We start from the raw sequence: 17,033 nt of genomic DNA, 5'->3' as shown, positions 1-17,033 counted from the left end.
ATGCAGCGTTTGCACAACCGCGTCGCCGTGATCACCGGCGCGGGCGGCGGGATCGGCCTGGCCACCGCGCGCCGCTTCGCCGAGGAGGGCGCCAAGGTGGTCTGCGCCGACGTCGACGAGGTGGCGGGCACCAAGGCCGCCTCCGAGGTGGGCGGGCTCTTCGTCAAGGTCGACGTGACCAGCGAGGAGGACGTCGTCCGGATGTTCCAGACGGCGTTCGACACCTATGGCTCCGTCGACATCGCCTTCAACAACGCGGGCATCTCGCCGCCCGACGACGACTCGATCCTGGAGACCGGCATCGACGCGTGGCGCCGGGTCCAGGAGGTGAACCTGACCAGCGTCTACCTCTGCTGCAAGCACGCGATCCCGTACATGCGGCGGCAGGGGAAGGGCTCGATCATCAACACCGCCTCGTTCGTGGCGGTGATGGGCTCGGCGACGTCGCAGATCTCCTACACCGCCTCGAAGGGCGGGGTGCTGGCGATGTCGCGTGAGCTCGGCGTCCAGTTCGCGCGTGAGGGGATCCGGGTGAACGCGCTGTGCCCGGGGCCGGTCAACACCCCGCTGCTGCGGGAGCTGTTCGCGAAGGACCCCGAGCGGGCGGCGCGGCGCCTGGTGCACGTGCCGGTGGGCCGCTTCGCCGAGGCGTCCGAGATCGCGGCGGCGGTGGCGTTCCTGGCCAGCGATGACGCCTCGTTCATCACCGGCTCGGAGTTTCTCGTCGATGGGGGTATTTCGAGTGCGTACGTCACCCCTCTGTAGAAAGGGGCTGTCGTGAAGCGGCCTGTCATCGGGATCACGTCCTATGTGGAGCCTGCCCAGTTCACCGTGTGGGACATGCCGGTCGCCCTGTTGCCGTACATGTACGTGGAGCAGGTGGTCCGGGCCGGCGGGCAGCCGGTGATCCTGCCGCCCGCCGGGGAGCCCGCCGAGCTGCTGGGACGGCTGGACGGGCTGATCCTGGCCGGTGGGGGTGACGTCTCGCCCGACCGGTACGGGCAGGAGGCGGATGAGCGGACCGGCTATATCCGGAAATTTCGGGATGAGGCGGAGTTTTCGGTGATGGAGGCCGCTCTTGAGGCCGACGTGCCCTATCTCGGGATATGTCGAGGGATGCAGGTGCTCAACGTCGCGCTCGGCGGGACGTTGCACCAGCATCTGCCCGACGTCGTGGGACACACCGGCCACTCCCCCGCACCCGGCCAGTTCGGCCACCTGCCCGTACGGCCCGTGGCGGGCACCCGCGTCGCCAAGGCGCTCGGGGCCGCGCCGGAAGACGTGCCGCACTACCACCACCAGGCCGTCGATCAGCTCGCTCCCGGGCTGAGCGTGTCCGCCGTGGCCGATGACGGCACGGTCGAGGCGGTGGAGCTGGAGTCCCGGGCGTTCGCCGTGGCCGTGCAGTGGCATCCGGAGGCGGCGAAGGACTGCGCGCTGTTCGAGGCACTCATCGCCGCCTGCTGAACGCTCGCGCCGCGGCCAGGCCATTTCGCCGTGAAATGGCAGAATCCGCACGCGACAACTCCCCCATAACAGCACTAGGCTTGCCGGCATCACCGACGAAACCGTGCGGGAGAGCGTCCTGGCATCCGGCCAGGGCCCCTGAAGGAGCAAGCCCTCCCCGCGAACCTCTCAAGGCAAAGGACCGCACGGACGAGGTGTCCTCTGGAAAGCAGGCCTGGCGGCCTCGCCGAAGGTGAAAGTCCGGCAAAATCCGGGCGAAGCTCTCAGGCACCGATGACAGAGGGGGAGGATGCTGGCATCCGATCCTGCCCTGAGGTGCACATATGTCCCGACCCACACCGCTTCGAGACGTCCATGAGAGCCTCGGCGCGACCCTGACCGATTTCGCCGGGTGGCTGATGCCGCTCCGCTACGGCAGCGAGTCCGCCGAGCACAACGCCGTCCGCCAGGCGGCCGGGCTGTTCGACCTCTCCCACATGGGCGAGATCTTCGTGACCGGGCCGCAGGCCGGCGAGGCGCTCGACTACGCGCTGGTGGGACACCTGTCGGCACTCGCGCCCGGCCGGGCCCGCTACACCATGATCGTGAACGAGCGTGGCGGGGTGCTGGACGACCTGATCGTCTACCGGTTGGGGGACGAGGAGTTCATGGTTGTGGCTAACGCCTCCAACTATGAAAAAGTCGGGGAAGAGCTGAAGAATCGCGCCAAGTCGTACAACGCGGTGGTTGAGGATCGCTCGGAGCAGTACGCGCTGATCGCCGTGCAGGGGCCGCGCGCGCAGGAGATCCTCGCCACGCTCACCGACGCCGACCTCGCCGGGCTGAAGTACTACGCGGGCCTGCCCGGTCTGGTCGACGGGCGGCAGGCGCTCATCGCGCGCACGGGCTACACGGGCGAGGACGGCTTCGAGCTGTTCGTGGCCAACCAGGACGCCGTGCCGCTCTGGCACGCGCTGACCGAGGCCGGCCGTGCGCACGGGCTGCGAGCGGCGGGTCTGTCCAGCCGTGACACGCTCAGACTCGAAGCAGGCATGCCGCTGTACGGCAACGAGCTCGGCGTCGAGCTGACCCCGTTCGACGCGGGGCTGGGCAGAGTGGTGAAATTCGACAAGCCGGGCGACTTCGTCGGCAGGTCGGCGCTGGAGGCGGTCAAGGACACGCCACCACGGCGCCGGCTCGTCGGCCTGGTCGCGCGGGGCCGCCGGGTGCCACGCCATGGCTACCCGGTGACCAAGGACGGCGCCGTCGTCGGCGAGGTCACCAGCGGGGCACCTTCCCAGACTCTGGGCAAACCCATCGCGATGGCCTACGTCGACAACGGGGCCGATGCAGGTCTGGCCGTGGACATCCGGGGCAGCCATGAACCTATGGACCTCATTGAGCTGCCCTTCTACAGGAGGAACAAGTGAGCAACATCCCAGACGACCTGAGCTACACCAAGGAACACGAGTGGATCGCCGGCCTCGACGACGGCATCACCGTGACCATCGGCATCACGGCCTACGCGGCCGAGGCGCTGGGTGATGTCGTCTACGTGCAGCTCCCCGAGGCCGGCGCGACCGTCGAGGCGGGCGACTCCGTGGGCGAGGTCGAGTCGACCAAGTCGGTGAGTGAGATCTACACCCCTGTCGGCGGCGAGATCGTCGAGGTCAACCAGACCGTCGTGGACGATCCGTCGCTGGCCAACAGCGACCCCTACGGTGACGGCTGGATGTTCCGCGTGCGCGTGGAAGGCGACCCCGAGGACCTGCTCTCCGCCGAGGAGTACTCGGCACTCACCTCAGGCGAGTCCTGATCCACCCGCCGGGGTCCTGACGGGCCCCGGCCTTTCTGAAAGGCGCACATCGATGGCGATCAGCGTCTTCGACCTTTTCAAGATCGGCATTGGCCCCTCGAGCTCGCACACCGGCGGTCCCATGGCCGCCGCCCACCGGTTCGCCCGCGGCCTGCACGATGACGACCTGCTCGCGCGTACGGCCCGCGTCGAGGCGATCCTGTACGGCTCGCTCGGCCTGACCGGCAAGGGCCACGGCAGCGACAAGGCGGTCCTGCTGGGGCTGTCCGGCGAGAAGCCCGAACTGGTCGACGTGGACGGCATCGACGCGCGCCTGGCCGAGATGCGCGAGTCCGGCACGGTCAAGCTGTACGGCACGCGAGAGATCCCCTTCGTCGTGGGCGAGGACCTCGTCTTCGAACGCAAGATCTCCCTGCCCGAGCACCCCAACGGCATGCGCTTCACCGCCTTCTCCGCCTCGGGCGAGACGCTGCGCGAGAAGGTCTACTTCTCGGTCGGCGGCGGCTTCGTGGTGGACGAGCAGGCCACGGGCGCCGACCGCATCAAACCCGACGACACCGTCCTGCCCCACCCCTTCACGACCGGGGAAGAGCTGCTCAAGCACTGCTCCAACACGGGCCTGTCCATCTCCGCGCTGATGATGGAGAACGAGCAGGCGTTCGGCCGCTCCGCCGAGGAGATCCGCGCCCAGATCCTGCATCTGTGGCAGGTCATGTGCGAGTGCGTCGAGCGCGGCATCGCCAAGGAGGGCGTCCTGCCGGGCGGCCTGAAGGTCAAGCGCCGCGCGAACCGCCTCCACCGCCGCCTGCAGACGGAGTCTCCGGAGACGGATCCGCTGCACGCCATGGACTGGGTGTCGCTGTTCGCGCTGGCGGTCAACGAGGAGAACGCGGCGGGCGGCCGCGTCGTCACCGCGCCCACGAACGGCGCGGCCGGCATCATCCCCGCCGTCCTGACGTACTACACCCGCTTCGTCCCCCACGCCGCCGACGACGGCATCGTCCGCTTCTTCCTCACCGCGGCCGCGATCGGCGTCCTGTTCAAGGAGAACGCCTCGATCTCGGGCGCCGAGGTCGGCTGCCAGGGCGAGGTCGGCTCGGCCTGCTCCATGGCCGCCGCGGGCCTCACGGAGGTCCTGGGCGGCACGCCCGAGCAGGTGGAGAACGCGGCGGAGATCGGCATCGAGCACAACCTGGGCCTGACCTGCGACCCGATCGGCGGCCTGGTCCAGATCCCGTGCATCGAACGCAACGCGGTGGCCTCCATCAAGGCCATCGCCGCGGCCCGCATCGCCCTGCGCGGCGACGGCCAGCACTTCGTCGCCCTGGACAAGGCGATCAAGACGATGAGGGACACCGGCCGCGACATGCTCGACAAGTACAAGGAGACGTCACGCGGCGGGCTGGCCGTCAATGTCATCGAGTGCTGACGGTCGGCGGCTGCGGTCGGCCGTGGACCTTGTCCATACCACGGGGAATGTCATGGCGAGCAGGTAACGTGAGGGCATGATGTCGCAGCACCACGACGAGGTCGTCACCATCCCTCGTGACGAATACGAGGCGCTGAAAGCCGAGGTCCGGCGGCTGCGTCGAGAGGTAGCGCGTCAGCAGGCCATGCAAGCCATCATGGACAACGCGGCCGGCCCGGGCCACGTACGATCGTTCACCCGCGACGAGTTGGCCGCCGAGTGGGGCATCGTTGGCTGACCGGCGTATCGCATTCCCCGAGCGTGCATGGGAACAGATCGAGGCCCTTCCCGAAAGTCTGCGCAGACCTGTTCAGCTCGCCATTTTCACCCTCCTGGACGAGCCACGGCCGACGCTCGCCGACCCTATGGACGGTGTTCCGAACGCCTACGAGCTGAATCTCGTCAGCGACGACGTCACCATCTGGTACACGATCACTGTGCATGAAGGCGTCGAAGTGATCACTATCCAAGTAGTCCGCCCGAACCTCTGATCGCCCGCACAGGAGGCTCTCAACTGTGCGGACCATCTGAATGGACAAGGCCATCAAGACGATGCGCGACACGGGACGGGACATGCTCGACAAGTACAAGGAGACGTCGCGCGGCGGGCTGGCCGTCAATGTCATCGAGTGCTGACCGCCTCGCGAGTGGTACCGTAAAGTTGTACCACTTAAGGGGAGGGTCATGTCCATCACCGCCAGCGAGGCGCGTCGCCGCCTGTTCCCACTCATCGAAGAGGTCAACAACGACCGTACCGCCGTGGAAATCGTCTCCAAGAGCGGAAACGCTTACCTGGTGGCAGCGGAGGAGTACGAAGCCCTCCGGGAGACGGCCTATCTGCTGCGTTCCCCCGCCAACGCCCGCCGACTGATCGAGTCGTACAGGGAGGCGGTCGAGGGACGCCACGAGCGGCACGAGCTGCTGGACGACGAGGCTTCCCGATGAAGGTCGCCTTCACCGGTCAGGGCTGGGAAGACTACGTCCACTGGCAAACGGCCGATCGGCAGATCCTCAAACGGATCAACCGGCTCATCGAGGACGCGTTGCGCGATCCCTTCGAGGGGATCGGCAAGCCAGAGCCGCTCAAGTACGCGCTGGCGGGCGCGTGGTCGCGGCGCATCACGGAGGAGCACCGCCTGGTATACCTCCCCGCCGACGACGAGATCGTCGTCTTGCAGGCCCGCTACCACTACGAGTAGGAAGCCAACTCGTGCTGAGCAGCACGCCGAGCGGCTGATCAGCGGCGGACGTGGACCCGGACCACGGTGCCGACCTCGTCGTCGCGGACCTCGCGGCGGATGCGGCCGACGATCTCCTTGTCCAGTTTGTGGACCACCGCGCCGACGTCGGCGGAGGAGGGGCAGCTGAGGGAGATGCGCAGGCGGGCCGCCTCGCCGACCACGCGGGCGCTGGCCCGGGTCAGGCCGTCGATGTCCTTCAGGCCGATGCAGAGCATGGCCGTGCCCGTGCCGTTGCGGACGCCGTGGCGGCCCCAGCCCAGGCAGAGCATCAGCCACCGGAACGCGGCCAGGGCGAGCACCAGCATGACGAACGCCCCTGCCCACAGGGCCCAGGGCTGGTCGGCGATGGCCTGGGCGGTGCGGTCCGGCAGGATCTTGGCGCGTGGCGGCAGGCCCGGCAGTTTGTCCTTGCCACGGAGCCAGGCGTAGCCACCCAGGACCACCAGCAGCGCGCCGACCACGGCCAGGCCGATCCGGTTGCCCGAGTACTGCCGCATCACCGCCCCCTTCCGCGGAGCGGGCCGGGCATCACAGCCCCCTCCGGCGTAGCCGTACGATGACCTCGGCCGCGGCCAGGGTGCCCACGCTCGCCAGCCGGTCGCCGACCGCGCTGCCGACCTGTCTGAGCATCGAGCCGGAGCTCTCGGGGCCCGTGATGACCCGGACCTCGATCGTCCGCCTGCGCAGCCGTACCCGGGCCCGTTCCACGCCCTCGACCTCCTGGGCGACGGCCCGCAGGGTACGGCGGAGGCCGACCCGGGTGATGCCGATGACGATCAGCGGGTCGGACGTCTCGACCGGCACGAGCCTGGACCGGCCGGGCACGGCGGCCAGCAGCAACAGGACGGCACCCGCGGCCGCGGTCAGCAGGGCCGGCAGCGACAGGTCGGCCCAGCCGTGATGGGCCGCGAACTCGAGGAGGTCGGACACCGGCAGCCAGCCGAGCGGCCTGCCCAGCAGGGCGCAGACCACCTCGGCGGTGGTGAGCCCGAGCCCGGCGGTCACCGCGAACGCCACCACGGCCCCGGCGGGCGTGCGCGCCGGTCTGAGCACCCGGCCCGACCTGCGCAGCGGGCTCTCCTGCGCGACGATCCCGGCGCCGGACAGTATCTGCTGGAGGGCGGTCATCACAACGCCACAGGTACACGGACCGGGCATCGCCCGGACCATTCCCCGCCGCCGGTTTGCCGGATCATTACGGGGGGCCCGAAGAAGATGAACTGCCCTCATATTCAATTGCCCGATATGCCGATAAGCTGCTGCTATGGACGATCGCCGGCGCTACGACACGGCTACAGCGGCGCTCGAACCGCCGTTCGCGATCCTCGATCTCATGGCCATGCGCGCCAACGCGGCCGATCTCGTACGGCGGGCGGCCGGCAAGCCGATCCGGGTGGCGAGCAAGTCGATCCGCTGCCGTTCCGTCATGGAACGCATCCTGGCCATGGACGGCTTCCGCGGCATCATGGCCTTCACGCTGCCCGAGGCGCTCTGGCTGGTCGAGCGGGGCTTCACCGACGTGCTCGTGGCCTACCCCACGGCCGACCGGCACGCGCTCGCGGCGCTGGCCGGCGACGCGCGGGCGGCCGAGGAGATCACGCTGACCGTCGACTCCACCGACCATCTCGACTACGTCGACGACGCGGTGGCGGCCGTCCATCGGCGGCCGGAGATCCGGCTGTCGATGGACCTCGACGCGGGGTATGTGGCGCTGGGCGGGAGGTTCCGGGCGGGCACCCTGCGGTCCACGATCCGTGAGCCCGAGCAGGCCGCCGACCTGGCCGCCGACATCGCCAAGCGGCCGGGCTTCCGTCTCGCCGGGCTGATGGCGTACGAGGGGCAGATCGCGGGGGTCGGCGATGATCCGCCGGGCAACGCGGCGTTCACCCGGGCGATCCGGGTCATGCAGAGCCTGTCGGCCCGCGAGCTGGTCCTGCGCCGCGGCCGCATCGTGAACGCCGTCCGGCAGCTCTGCGACCTGGAGTTCGTGAACGGCGGCGGCACCGGCTCCATCGAGCGGACCGTGCGGGAGAAGGCGATCACCGAGGTGGCGGCCGGCTCCGGGTTCTTCCATCCCCGGCTCTTCGACTTCTACCGCGCCTTCACCGGCCATCCGGCCGCGCTGTTCGCGCTCCCGGTCGTGCGCCGCCCGGCGCTGGACGCGGTGACGGTGCTCGGGGGCGGCTATCTGGCCTCCGGACGGCCGGGCACGAGCCTGCTGCCGCAGCCGTACCTACCCGCGGGGCTTCGCTACACGCGCGACGAGGGCGCGGGCGAGGTGCAGACGCCGCTGCTCGGCCAGGCGGCCCAGGACCTGCGGGTCGGTGACCGGGTGTGGTTCAGGCACGCCAAGGCGGGCGAGATGTGCGAGCGCTTCCCCGAGCTCCACCTCGTCGACGGAGACACCGTCGTGGAGACCGCCCCGACGTACCGGGGCGAAGGCAGGACGTTCCTCTAGACCGGCTAGAAGCGGCGGCGACGACGGCGCCAGAGCATGACGACCGCGCCGACCACCAGCACCGCGCCCACACCGATCAGCACCGGCGCCAGGCCCGGCGCCTCGTCGTCCCACAGCCGGTCGGGGTTGTCGCCCGCCTCGGCGGGGCGCGGTGTCACCCCGAGCGCGTCGCCGACCGAGGCCACCAGGTGACTTGCCCGCGTCTTCACGTCGGCCACCGTGCGCTCGGCGACCCGCTTGGGACTCACCCGGTCGGCGATGGCGTCGACCGTGTCCGCCAACTCCGCGCGCGTCCGCGCGATCCGCCGCTCCAGCTCGTCGGGATCGGTGTCAGCCATGGCTCTCCTCTCGACCGCGCTCCGTGCGAGCTCTGTCCGGTGATCAATGAAGCAGGCACTGTTGCTGATCAGTCTGTCAGGTCGCCGTCCCGCCTGGCACGCCGGGCAGGCCGGTAGGTTTTGTTCGACGAACTCTGGAGGGCCCCATGACCGAAACCAAGCTCGCGCCCGGCGACGCCGCGCCCGAGTTCACGCTACCCGCCGCCGACGGCGAGGCCGTCTCCCTCGAGACCTTCCGCGGCAAGCGGGTGATCCTCTATTTCTACCCCGCCGCGATGACGCCGGGCTGCACCAAGCAGGCGTGCGACTTCCGCGACAATCTCGGCCAACTGACCGAGGAGGGTTTCGTGGTGCTCGGCGTGTCGAAGGACAAGCCGGCCAAGCTGGTCAAGTTCGCCGAGCGCGACTCCCTGAACTTCCCGCTCCTGGCCGACCCCGACCTGGACGTGCACAAGGCGTACGGCGCGTACGGCCCCAAGAAGCTGTACGGGAAGTTGATGGTGGGCGTGATCCGCTCGACCTTCGTCATCGACGCCGACGGCAAGATCGAGCAGGCCCTCTACAACGTGAAGGCCACCGGCCACGTGGCGAGCCTGAAGAAGAAGCTCGGGCTGGCTTGAGAAGGGAGGGGCCCGTCCCCCGCGCGACGGGCCCCCAGCGCACCGCCGGGACGCTAAACTCGGCTCAGGCCCGCGTCCGCGGGGGCTGCGCGGGCGTGGCGAAATGGCATACGCGGCAGGTTTAGGTCCTGTTGGTGGAGACACTGTGGGGGTTCGAGTCCCCCCGCCCGCACCTCGGCTACCTCAGCGCGTAGGCCCTGATCACCTCCTGTGCCAGCGCCGCCCCGCGCGTGTCCGCGGCCTTGAGCCGCAGTGAGACGAACCCGGAGGATGGCGGCCGGTCGAGCGTGGCCTCGTAGGCGCCGTTCCCCTTCGAGGTGAGCCGCCGGACCGCGCGCCACGAGGCGCCGTCGTCATACGACACCTCCAGCGACACGTCCTTGATCGGACTGGCCGCCGAGCCGTCCTGGTGGCGCAGGGTCAGGCCGAGCCGCGGCGAGGTGGCCTGGTTCCGCAGGTCCGTCGGCGCGTCATAGTCGGCGAGCAGCAGCGGGACCGTCGTCCCCGTCCCGGCGTCGTGCTCCGACGGGAACGTCCACGCCGTCTTCGTCCTGGTCGACAGCCGGGCCCAGGTGGCGCGGTTCTCGACGTCGTACTCCATCCGGTAGGTGGCGGCTCCGGCCGGAAGGAGCAGGATCCCCTGGGGGCGCCGCTCCGTCCGCGCCAGCAGGGTGTCCCCTCGGTACAACCGCCAGCCGGTCTTCATGCCGGTCTCGAAGTCGTCGGTCTGTGCGACGCCGGTGTTCCGCCCCGCGTCGATGAGCCCCCACAGGTCGATCTGCAGCAGGTCGCCCACCCTGCGCAGCGGCCGGACCGTACCGGGGCCGGGCAGCAGCGGCTGCTTGAACCAGGTGCGTTCGATCCGCTGACCGGCCTGGAAGGGCGCGTCGTCGGGGCCGGCGACCCCGATGTGGGCGCGGTCGTGCTCCCACGTGTAGTTGTACGGCCGTTCCGGCGTCTCCATGCTGCTGCTCCAGCGCACCCCGGGACCGGCGGACAGGTAGTCGACCCGGTCGCGCGGTGTTCGGGAGACGGGCCGGCTCGTGTCCCAGGAGGTGGTCTCCCACGGCTGCCAGCCGAAGCGGTTCTCCGAGAGCGTCACGTCGTCGGCGAGCTGGCTGTAGAAGTCCGAGTCGACCCGGGCCAGGGACTTCGCCCGCAGGGTGTGGTCGAGCTTGTCCCTGATCCTGCCCTCCTCGCTGAGGTACAGGTCGTACACGTACGGGCTGGCCACGATGCCCTTGGCCAGGACCGGCACCGGCAGCCGGCGTAGCCGGTCGGCCAGCCGGGCGCCCTCCCGGCCGGTGAGCGCGACGGTCGGCACCTTCAGCTTCACCCCGCTCTCCGACACCGGCAGATCGCCGTAGACCGCGACCATCCGGGCCCCGGCCGCGGCGGCGGCGTTGGACTGGGCGGCGACCGTCAGGTCGGCGGTGCGGCGGATCAGCGCGAGCCTGCCGCGCAGGTCGCGGCCCTTGAGGTCCGCGGGCGTGCCGGTCCCGGCGTCCACGGCCAGGAGCAGCGCGGAGCCGTCGAGCCTCGGGAAGTCGGCGGACAGGTCGCTGAACCACACGGGGTCGACGTAGTCGGGGTTCAGCTCCAGGCCGGCCGTCCGCATGGTGATGGCGGGGGCTTCGAGGTGCCACCGGGTGGCGACGGCGAACTCGCCCTTGGTGACCCGCTTCGTGGGCTGCAGATAGTACGTCTCGTCGGCGCTCTCCTCCTGCAGGATGGTGTCGGTGAGCGGCGCGCCCTTGGCGGGCGAGCGGGCCCAGATGAGCTTGGTCGCGGTGCCCCTGTTCCGCTTGGTCGGGTGGTCAGGCGTGTCGACCTTCACCTCGACCGCCTTGCGGGCGTCGAGCACGACCTGGGTGTCTCCGGTGATCTTCAGCTCGGGGTCTCCGGCGAGGCTCACGTTGAGCAGGGTGCCGCGGTCGCCGTAGGACATGCTGTCGACCGCAGGGCGCAGGGTCTTGATGACGCCGAGCACGGAGTACGTGCCGGGCGGCACCAGCACGCACGTGCCGCCCTGGTCCTCCGCGCACCTCCGCACCGGGTCGACGGGCAGTTCGCGGCCGTCGCGGGTGCCGTCGTCCACGTTCAGCGCGGTGACGGCGGCCTGGGCGGGGCGGCCGTCCCTGGCGATCCCGCTCACCCGCAGCCGGACCCGCGCGACCTCGACGCTGCCGGTCAGAGAGGTGCGGATCGGCGGGCCGCCCCGCGGCGTCGCGACGAGCTCCGCGCGCTGCCGCCCGGGCTGCGCCTTGGCGGCGTCGAGGGTGAGCCGCGCCGTCGCCTTCGCGCCGGCGGGCAGAGAGAGCTCGGCGGGCGCGACGCTGAACGGGCCGCCGGTGGTCAGGTCGAGGGTGACCGGGGTCTTGCCGGGATTGCGGTAGGTGATCTCGCGGATCACCGGCTTTCCGGCGGACACCTCGGACAGCCCGAAGTCGATCGGGCCCTCAGCGGCCAGCACCGGCTCCCCGAGCGCCGCGGCCACGTCGACCCGGCCGGTTCCCCGCTTGTCCACCGGGGTGTCGGGCAGGGGCTTGGCCGTACCCATGAGCAGGGACTTCAGCTCGCCGGCCGAGATGCCGGGGCGTGACTGGCGCAGGAGCGCGGCGGCCCCGGCGACGTGCGGGGTGGCCATGGAGGTGCCGGACAGGCGGGTGTAGTCGTCGTCCACCGGCTCGCCGAGCGAGGTGCCCTTGGCCCGGGCCGCGACGATGCCGACGCCCGGAGCGGTGATGTCGGGCTTCACCGCGCGCTCCAGCCCGATGGGGCCGTAGCTGGAGAACTCGGCGAGCCGGTCCTGGCCGTCGACCGCGCCGACGGTCAGCGCGGCGGGGGCGTCTCCCGGGCTCCCGACGCAGACCTCGCAGCCCCGGTTGCCCGCCGCCACCACGAACAGCGTGCCGTACGTTCCGGCAAGCTCCCCCAGGGCGTCGGTCAGCGGGCCGCCTGGGCTGGTGTCGCCCAGGCTCATGTTCACGATGTCGGCGTGCTTCTCCCCCGCCGCCCATTCCATCCCGTCGATGATCCACGAGCTGAGCCCCTCGCCGTAGGCGTCCAGGACCCGGCCGTTGAGCAGCTTGGCGCCGGGGGCGACGCCCTTGCGCGAGCCGCCGGAGGCTGCGCCGCTGCCCGCGATGATGTCGGCGACATGCGTGCCGTGCCCGAACTCGTCGGTCGCGCTGCCGCTGTCGGTGAAGTCGCGCTCGTCGGCGACCTTCCCCGCCAGGTCCGGGTGCCCGGTGTCGATGCCGGTGTCCAGGACCGCCACCGTCGTGCCCGTGCCGTCGTAGCCCGCCGACCACGCCGCGGGCGCGCCGATCTGCGGCACGCTGTGGTCCAGCGCCGGCTCCACCCTGCGGTCGAGCCAGATCTTGGTGACACCGTCGAGCGCGCTCTTCGTCCGGCCGGCGGCCAGCGCGGACAGGTCGCCGCCGAAGCCCCGGGCCGCGCTCTTGGCTAACCGGACGCCCGAGCCGCCGATGCTCTCCAGCGTGCGGACCGCCTTCAGCGCCGGGATCACCGGCATCGCGCTCTGCTTGCCGTACGTCACGATGAGCGAGATGGCGTCCGACTGGGCGTCGGTGTAGCCCTGGGCGGCGAGGGCCGTCACGTTGAAGAGGTCGGGGTCGATGCGGTCGGGGACCAGCCCCTCCACGTCGCTGGGCAGCACGGTGAGCTGCCCGGCGTCCTCGGTGATGCGGAAGCCGGCCGGTGGCCCGTCCCCGCGCGGGGCGGCCGTGACACTCGCCTTCCGGCGGCCGTCGGCGGCGACGGAGACGTGCACCTGGTCGCCGGTGATCAGCGTGATGTCGTAACCCTGCTTCGCGGGGTCTGTCACCAGCGCCGGAGCGCCGTCGGCCCGCGCCCCCGCGCCGGTCACCATGGTGGCCGCGGCCACCGCCAGGGAGGCGGCCACCGCTGTCCAACGCCTGGGCCTCATGGGCCACCTCCAGAAGGCGAGTAATGTACCGACCCAATTCCTAGTGACCTGGGGGCGCTCCGGTCCATAGGTCTCGCCTGGCGAGATCCCGACTTGTCGTAAACCCGCCTGGACTACGCTCCCCTACGGGACGACAGGACGGTGGTGGGCGGCCATGGCGCAACGGCGGCTACTGGAGGGCCTCGGCGTCAGCGTCGCCGAGGAGACGGCCTATCGGGCGCTGCTCCGCCACGGCCCCGCGACGCTCAGCCAGCTGGCCACCGAGACCGGCGCGTCCGCCGCGGCCATCCGCCGGATGCTGCCCAGGCTGGAGGACCTCGGGCTGATCTCCCGGGTGGCGGGCCGGCCGCTGCGGCTGATCGCCACGCCGCCGAACATCGCCATCGACGTGCTGGTGGCCCGCCGCCAGGAGGAGATCACGCACAGCCGGGCCGCCGCGGCGCTGCTGACCACCGAGGTGGCCGACCGCACCGGGCCGCATCCCGAGGAGGTGCTGGAGGTGGTGACCGGCCGTTACGCCGTCGCGCGCCGCTACCTCCAGCTCGAACGCAGCGTCACGACCGAGATGCTCGTGCTGGTGCGCCCGCCGTACGCGGTCGACATCCTGGACGATCAGGAGAACCAGCAGCGTGCCGCCCACCAGGGCCCGTCCATCCGCGGCATCTACGGACCGCTGGCGTTCGAGGAGCCCGGCATGCTGGCGCACACGCGGGCCGCGATCGCCGACGGCGAGCAGGCCCGGCTGGGGCAGGTGCCCGTCAAGCTGGCCATCGCCGACGGCCGCACCGCCATGCTGCCGCTGGTGTCCGACGAGCACCGGGCGGTGGAGAGCGCGCTGGTCGTGCACCCGTCGGCGCTGCTCGACGCGCTCGTGGGGCTGTTCGAGGTGCTGTGGCAGGCGGCCGTGCCACTGCGGCTGTCAGCCGATCCGGCCGCGCACATCGAGCGCGAGGTGTGGCCGCAGCCGGGCGACACCGAGGTCCTCGCCCTGCTGGCGGTGGGGATGAAGGACGACGCCATCGCGCGGCAGCTCGGTCTCAGCTCGCGTACCGTGCAGCGCCGGGTGCAGGAGCTCTGCGAGCGGCTGGGGGCACGTACACGGTTCCACGCCGGGTTCCTGGCCGCGCAGCACGACCTGCTGGTCCTCGACGGCGGGCCCGGACTGCGGGCGCCCTAACCCGTCTTGGTGGGCGTGGGCGTGGGCATGCCGGTGCGGAGCATCGAAGGCACGGGCGTGAGCGTGCCGGTAGGGACCATCGTGGGCAGGGGCGTCGGCATGACGCTGGGGGGCATCATGGAGGGCACGGCGTTGGGGCCGATCCCGGGCATCGGATTGACGTACGGCGGCATCTGGCGACAGTAGGTGCCGCCAGGGACCGGGCGACAGTCCTGGTAACCGGGGTAGCGCTCCCAGGCCGGGCTCTGCCAGTGGACGCGGGGCCCGTCGTGCCGGTGGACGATGCCGCTGATCACCGCCACGGCGCCGCCCCCGAGCACGCCGCCGATGATCAGTCCGATGAGACCCGCGCCGATGATCTGCGCGGGCTTCTGGCGGATGAAGTCGCGGAAGCTGTCGGAGCGCGGAGGTCGCGGCGGAGCCGCGTACGCGGTAGGTCCTTCGGAGTGCGGGGCGCCTGACCGGTCGCCAGGGGTCGGGTCGCGTGGCGCTTCCTCTTCGCCACGCGACCCGGCGTCACGATCATGATCCGCCATCACGATCTCCCTTTACTCGCCCCAAAGGGCGCTCCCAACGACAAGAGTGCCCGATGCCCCGTAAGGCTGGTGTAAGACCTAGGTCGTACCCAGATCTCCCCCTATAGGCGGACATATCAACGCCACAACCTTCGTATCGTAATGATGTGTTCGGCAGGATACTGGCTTGGTCGGGACGCCACGGCAAGCTCATGGACGGCCTCCGGGTCGCGCCGCTGGCGGTGTTCTGCCTGCTCGTGGCCGTGCCGTACGGGGCCAACGGACCGTTCAACAACGGCGGCCTGTACATCGGGGTGACCGGTTACTTCATCCTGTGCGCGGTGCTGATCATCCCCCTGCTGTGGCGGCGCGACCGGCCGCTGACCGTCTTCGCGATCCTCTCGCTGGCCAGCTTCGCGCAGTGGCTGGTGAAGATCGATCCGATGCCCGCCAACATCGCGGTACTGGTGGCGCTCTACTCGGTGGCCTTCCGGTGCGCGTTCCAGTGGGCCATCGCGGCGGGCGTGGTGGCCGAGATCGGCATTTTCCTGGTCATCGTGCAGTGGAACACGCCGACGTTCAGCCTCTTCTTCAGCGGCTCGATCCTCGTGGTGACGGTCTGGCTGATGGGTCTGTACGCCAGGACCCGCAGGCGCTACATGGAGAGCCTGGAGGAGCGGGCGGAACGGGCCGAGCGCGAACGCGACCAGCAGGCCCGGATAGCCGCCGCGGCCGAGCGCACCAGGATCGCCAGGGAGCTGCACGACGTGGTGGCCCACAACGTCAGCGTGATGGTGGTCCAGGCCGATGGCGCCGGATACGCCATCGACAGCGACCCCGAGCAGGCGCGGCAGGCCGTACGCACCATCTCCAAGACCGGCCGCGAGGCGCTCGCCGAGATGCGCAGGCTGGTCGGCGTGCTGCGGGAGGACGGCTCCGACGGGACCGACTACACGCCGCAGCCGGGCCTCGGGCAGTTGGAGGAGCTGGTCCGCGGTGCGGGCGTGCCCGCGCGGCTGCGGGTCGGCGGCCCGCCGGGCGAGCTGCCCGAGGGGCAGCAGCTCGCGGTCTACCGCATCGTGCAGGAGGCGCTGACGAACGCGCTCAAGCACGGCGGCCCCGGCGTCCGCGCGCTCGTCGAGCTGCGGTACGACGGGCGCGAGCTGGTCGTGCGGGTGACCGACGACGGACGGGGCGCCGCGGCGCCGCGCAGCCCCGACGGGCACGGGCTGGTCGGGATGCGGGAGCGGGTCGGCATGTACGGCGGAGCGGTGTCGGCGGGTCCGCGGACCGGCGGCGGATTCGAGGTGCTGGCCACGCTGCCGGTGCCGGGCACCAGGGCGGCCTAGTGATACGGGTGATGCTGGTCGACGACCAGGAGTTGCTGCGGGCCGGGTTCAGGATGGTGCTGGGCGCCCAGCCCGACATCGAGGTGGTGGCCGAGGCCGGCGACGGGGTGCGGGCGCTGGAGGTGCTGCGCGACGTCGAGGTGGACGTGGTGCTCATGGACGTGCGCATGCCGAGGATGGACGGCGTGGAGGCGACCCGGCACATCGACGGCCCCAAGGTGCTGATCCTGACCACGTTCGACCTCGACGAGTACGCCTTCTCCGCGGTCAAGGCGGGCGCCTCGGGCTTCCTGCTCAAGGACGTGCCGCCCGACGACCTGGTGAGCGCGATCAGGTCGGTGCACGCGGGCGACGCCGTCGTGGCGCCGAGCACGCTCAAGCGGATGCTCGGCAGGTTCGCCGCCCAACTGCCGACGGACCAGCTCGCGGACGCGTCGGAACTGACGCCCCGCGAACGCGAGGTGCTGCTCATGGTGGCCCGCGGCCTGTCCAACCTGGAGATCGCCGCCCGGCTGGTGCTGGCGGAGGCGACGGTGAAGACGCACCTGGGCCGGGTGCTGGCCAAGCTGGGCCTGCGGGACCGCGCCCAGGTGGTGGTCTACGCGTACGAGGCCGGGCTGGTGGTCCCCTCCCATCAGCCGAAAGGCTGACCC

General features: G+C 70.8%; 20 protein-coding genes, 1 tRNA gene and 1 riboswitch. Of the genes, 16 read left to right on the top strand and 5 right to left on the bottom strand.

Going from position 1 to position 17,033, the window contains the following annotated elements:
• From AB0F17_RS39300 to AB0F17_RS39255, 10 genes are all read left to right on the top strand, one after another.
• The gene (locus AB0F17_RS39300; RefSeq protein WP_358033705.1) at positions 1–765 is read left to right on the top strand and encodes a 3-oxoacyl-ACP reductase; all 765 of its coding nucleotides are present in this window, start codon (positions 1–3) and stop codon (positions 763–765) included.
• 12 nt (positions 766–777) lie between these two features.
• Entirely contained in the window at positions 778–1,467 is a 690-nt protein-coding gene (locus AB0F17_RS39295) for a gamma-glutamyl-gamma-aminobutyrate hydrolase family protein (RefSeq protein WP_358033702.1), read from the top strand.
• Between the two features lie 96 nt (positions 1,468–1,563).
• A riboswitch (glycine riboswitch) is annotated at positions 1,564–1,661 on the top strand.
• Between the two features lie 129 nt (positions 1,662–1,790).
• Entirely contained in the window at positions 1,791–2,876 is a 1,086-nt protein-coding gene (gene gcvT, locus AB0F17_RS39290) for a glycine cleavage system aminomethyltransferase GcvT (protein WP_358033700.1), read from the top strand.
• Positions 2,873–3,262, top strand: coding sequence for a glycine cleavage system protein GcvH (gene gcvH, locus AB0F17_RS39285; RefSeq protein ID WP_358033697.1), 390 nt, complete (start codon positions 2,873–2,875; stop codon positions 3,260–3,262). Before gcvT ends, gcvH begins: the two co-directional genes overlap by 4 nt.
• Before the next feature lie 52 nt (positions 3,263–3,314).
• Positions 3,315–4,691 carry an L-serine ammonia-lyase gene (locus AB0F17_RS39280; protein WP_358033695.1) on the top strand — a complete coding sequence of 459 codons (1,377 nt, stop codon included), beginning with the start codon at positions 3,315–3,317 and terminating at the stop codon, positions 4,689–4,691.
• 76 nt (positions 4,692–4,767) lie between these two features.
• Positions 4,768–4,968 carry a hypothetical protein gene (locus tag AB0F17_RS39275; RefSeq protein WP_358033692.1) on the top strand — a complete coding sequence of 67 codons (201 nt, stop codon included), beginning with the start codon at positions 4,768–4,770 and terminating at the stop codon, positions 4,966–4,968.
• Entirely contained in the window at positions 4,961–5,221 is a 261-nt protein-coding gene (locus AB0F17_RS39270; RefSeq protein ID WP_358033689.1) for a hypothetical protein, read from the top strand. Before AB0F17_RS39275 ends, AB0F17_RS39270 begins: the two co-directional genes overlap by 8 nt.
• 40 nt (positions 5,222–5,261) lie before the next feature.
• Entirely contained in the window at positions 5,262–5,366 is a 105-nt protein-coding gene (locus AB0F17_RS39265) for an L-serine ammonia-lyase, iron-sulfur-dependent, subunit alpha (protein WP_245641799.1), read from the top strand.
• Between the two features lie 48 nt (positions 5,367–5,414).
• Positions 5,415–5,675, top strand: coding sequence for a type II toxin-antitoxin system prevent-host-death family antitoxin (locus tag AB0F17_RS39260; protein WP_358033686.1), 261 nt, complete (start codon positions 5,415–5,417; stop codon positions 5,673–5,675).
• Positions 5,672–5,929 carry a Txe/YoeB family addiction module toxin gene (locus tag AB0F17_RS39255; protein ID WP_358033684.1) on the top strand — a complete coding sequence of 86 codons (258 nt, stop codon included), beginning with the start codon at positions 5,672–5,674 and terminating at the stop codon, positions 5,927–5,929. Before AB0F17_RS39260 ends, AB0F17_RS39255 begins: the two co-directional genes overlap by 4 nt.
• 38 nt (positions 5,930–5,967) lie before the next feature.
• Here AB0F17_RS39255 and AB0F17_RS39250 read toward each other — a convergent pair whose 3' ends face one another.
• Together AB0F17_RS39250 and AB0F17_RS39245 are read right to left on the bottom strand one after the other, a co-directional pair.
• The gene (locus AB0F17_RS39250; protein WP_358033681.1) at positions 5,968–6,468 is read right to left on the bottom strand and encodes a hypothetical protein; all 501 of its coding nucleotides are present in this window, start codon (positions 6,466–6,468) and stop codon (positions 5,968–5,970) included.
• A gap of 31 nt (positions 6,469–6,499) precedes the next feature.
• Entirely contained in the window at positions 6,500–7,099 is a 600-nt protein-coding gene (locus AB0F17_RS39245) for a DUF6286 domain-containing protein (RefSeq protein WP_358033678.1), read from the bottom strand.
• A 136-nt stretch (positions 7,100–7,235) separates the two neighbouring features.
• Here AB0F17_RS39245 and AB0F17_RS39240 point away from each other — a divergent pair, with 136 nt between their 5' ends.
• Positions 7,236–8,429 (top strand): amino acid deaminase/aldolase, encoded by a 1,194-nt coding sequence (locus AB0F17_RS39240; RefSeq protein ID WP_358033675.1) that lies wholly within the window; start codon positions 7,236–7,238, stop codon positions 8,427–8,429.
• Between the two features lie 5 nt (positions 8,430–8,434).
• On the opposite strand, the gene AB0F17_RS39235 is transcribed toward AB0F17_RS39240, so the two are convergent.
• Positions 8,435–8,767, bottom strand: a complete 333-nt coding sequence (locus tag AB0F17_RS39235) for a DUF3618 domain-containing protein (protein WP_358033672.1) — start codon at positions 8,765–8,767, stop codon at positions 8,435–8,437.
• A gap of 146 nt (positions 8,768–8,913) precedes the next feature.
• On the opposite strand from AB0F17_RS39235, the gene bcp reads away from it, so the two are divergent.
• Both bcp and AB0F17_RS39225 read left to right on the top strand, forming a co-directional pair.
• On the top strand, positions 8,914–9,387 hold the full coding sequence (gene bcp / locus AB0F17_RS39230) for a thioredoxin-dependent thiol peroxidase (protein ID WP_358033670.1): 474 nt from the start codon (positions 8,914–8,916) through the stop codon (positions 9,385–9,387).
• Positions 9,388–9,476: 89 nt separating this feature from the next.
• Positions 9,477–9,559, top strand: a tRNA-Leu gene (locus AB0F17_RS39225).
• A gap of 6 nt (positions 9,560–9,565) precedes the next feature.
• Here the strand turns inward: AB0F17_RS39225 and AB0F17_RS39220 are convergent.
• The gene (locus AB0F17_RS39220) at positions 9,566–13,339 is read right to left on the bottom strand and encodes a S8 family serine peptidase (RefSeq protein WP_358033668.1); all 3,774 of its coding nucleotides are present in this window, start codon (positions 13,337–13,339) and stop codon (positions 9,566–9,568) included.
• 154 nt (positions 13,340–13,493) lie between these two features.
• On the opposite strand from AB0F17_RS39220, the gene AB0F17_RS39215 reads away from it, so the two are divergent.
• Positions 13,494–14,516: a helix-turn-helix domain-containing protein gene (locus tag AB0F17_RS39215; protein WP_358033665.1), complete on the top strand. Its 1,023-nt coding sequence runs from the start codon at positions 13,494–13,496 to the stop codon at positions 14,514–14,516.
• Here AB0F17_RS39215 and AB0F17_RS39210 read toward each other — a convergent pair.
• A complete protein-coding gene (locus AB0F17_RS39210; protein ID WP_358033662.1) occupies positions 14,513–15,052 on the bottom strand; it encodes a hypothetical protein in 540 nt (179 codons plus the stop codon). The genes AB0F17_RS39215 and AB0F17_RS39210 overlap by 4 nt on opposite strands.
• A gap of 146 nt (positions 15,053–15,198) precedes the next feature.
• On the opposite strand from AB0F17_RS39210, the gene AB0F17_RS39205 reads away from it, so the two are divergent.
• Positions 15,199–16,380, top strand: a complete 1,182-nt coding sequence (locus AB0F17_RS39205) for a sensor histidine kinase (protein WP_358033659.1) — start codon at positions 15,199–15,201, stop codon at positions 16,378–16,380.
• The gene (locus AB0F17_RS39200) at positions 16,380–17,030 is read left to right on the top strand and encodes a response regulator transcription factor (RefSeq protein ID WP_358033657.1); all 651 of its coding nucleotides are present in this window, start codon (positions 16,380–16,382) and stop codon (positions 17,028–17,030) included. Before AB0F17_RS39205 ends, AB0F17_RS39200 begins: the two co-directional genes overlap by 1 nt.
• Positions 17,031–17,033: the final 3 nt, after the last annotated feature.

Origin of the sequence: Nonomuraea sp. NPDC026600, from assembly GCF_040638335.1 — a bacterium.
GTDB lineage: Bacteria > Actinomycetota > Actinomycetes > Streptosporangiales > Streptosporangiaceae > Nonomuraea.
Note: the sequence above shows the minus strand (reverse complement) of the source record. Positions and strands in the feature narration are given on the sequence as shown.

Coding starts and splice junctions, on each gene's coding strand:
- AB0F17_RS39215 (WP_358033665.1), top strand. CDS start 13,494: ATGGCGCAACGGCGGCTACTGGAGGGCCTCGGCGTCAGCGTCGCCGAG.
- AB0F17_RS39260 (WP_358033686.1), top strand. CDS start 5,415: ATGTCCATCACCGCCAGCGAGGCGCGTCGCCGCCTGTTCCCACTCATC.
- gcvT (WP_358033700.1), top strand. CDS start 1,791: ATGTCCCGACCCACACCGCTTCGAGACGTCCATGAGAGCCTCGGCGCG.
- AB0F17_RS39220 (WP_358033668.1), bottom strand. CDS start 13,339: ATGAGGCCCAGGCGTTGGACAGCGGTGGCCGCCTCCCTGGCGGTGGCC.
- bcp (WP_358033670.1), top strand. CDS start 8,914: ATGACCGAAACCAAGCTCGCGCCCGGCGACGCCGCGCCCGAGTTCACG.
- AB0F17_RS39265 (WP_245641799.1), top strand. CDS start 5,262: ATGGACAAGGCCATCAAGACGATGCGCGACACGGGACGGGACATGCTC.
- AB0F17_RS39240 (WP_358033675.1), top strand. CDS start 7,236: ATGGACGATCGCCGGCGCTACGACACGGCTACAGCGGCGCTCGAACCG.
- AB0F17_RS39250 (WP_358033681.1), bottom strand. CDS start 6,468: ATGCGGCAGTACTCGGGCAACCGGATCGGCCTGGCCGTGGTCGGCGCG.
- AB0F17_RS39280 (WP_358033695.1), top strand. CDS start 3,315: ATGGCGATCAGCGTCTTCGACCTTTTCAAGATCGGCATTGGCCCCTCG.
- AB0F17_RS39210 (WP_358033662.1), bottom strand. CDS start 15,052: ATGGCGGATCATGATCGTGACGCCGGGTCGCGTGGCGAAGAGGAAGCG.
- AB0F17_RS39255 (WP_358033684.1), top strand. CDS start 5,672: ATGAAGGTCGCCTTCACCGGTCAGGGCTGGGAAGACTACGTCCACTGG.
- AB0F17_RS39300 (WP_358033705.1), top strand. CDS start 1: ATGCAGCGTTTGCACAACCGCGTCGCCGTGATCACCGGCGCGGGCGGC.
- AB0F17_RS39275 (WP_358033692.1), top strand. CDS start 4,768: ATGATGTCGCAGCACCACGACGAGGTCGTCACCATCCCTCGTGACGAA.
- AB0F17_RS39235 (WP_358033672.1), bottom strand. CDS start 8,767: ATGGCTGACACCGATCCCGACGAGCTGGAGCGGCGGATCGCGCGGACG.
- AB0F17_RS39245 (WP_358033678.1), bottom strand. CDS start 7,099: ATGACCGCCCTCCAGCAGATACTGTCCGGCGCCGGGATCGTCGCGCAG.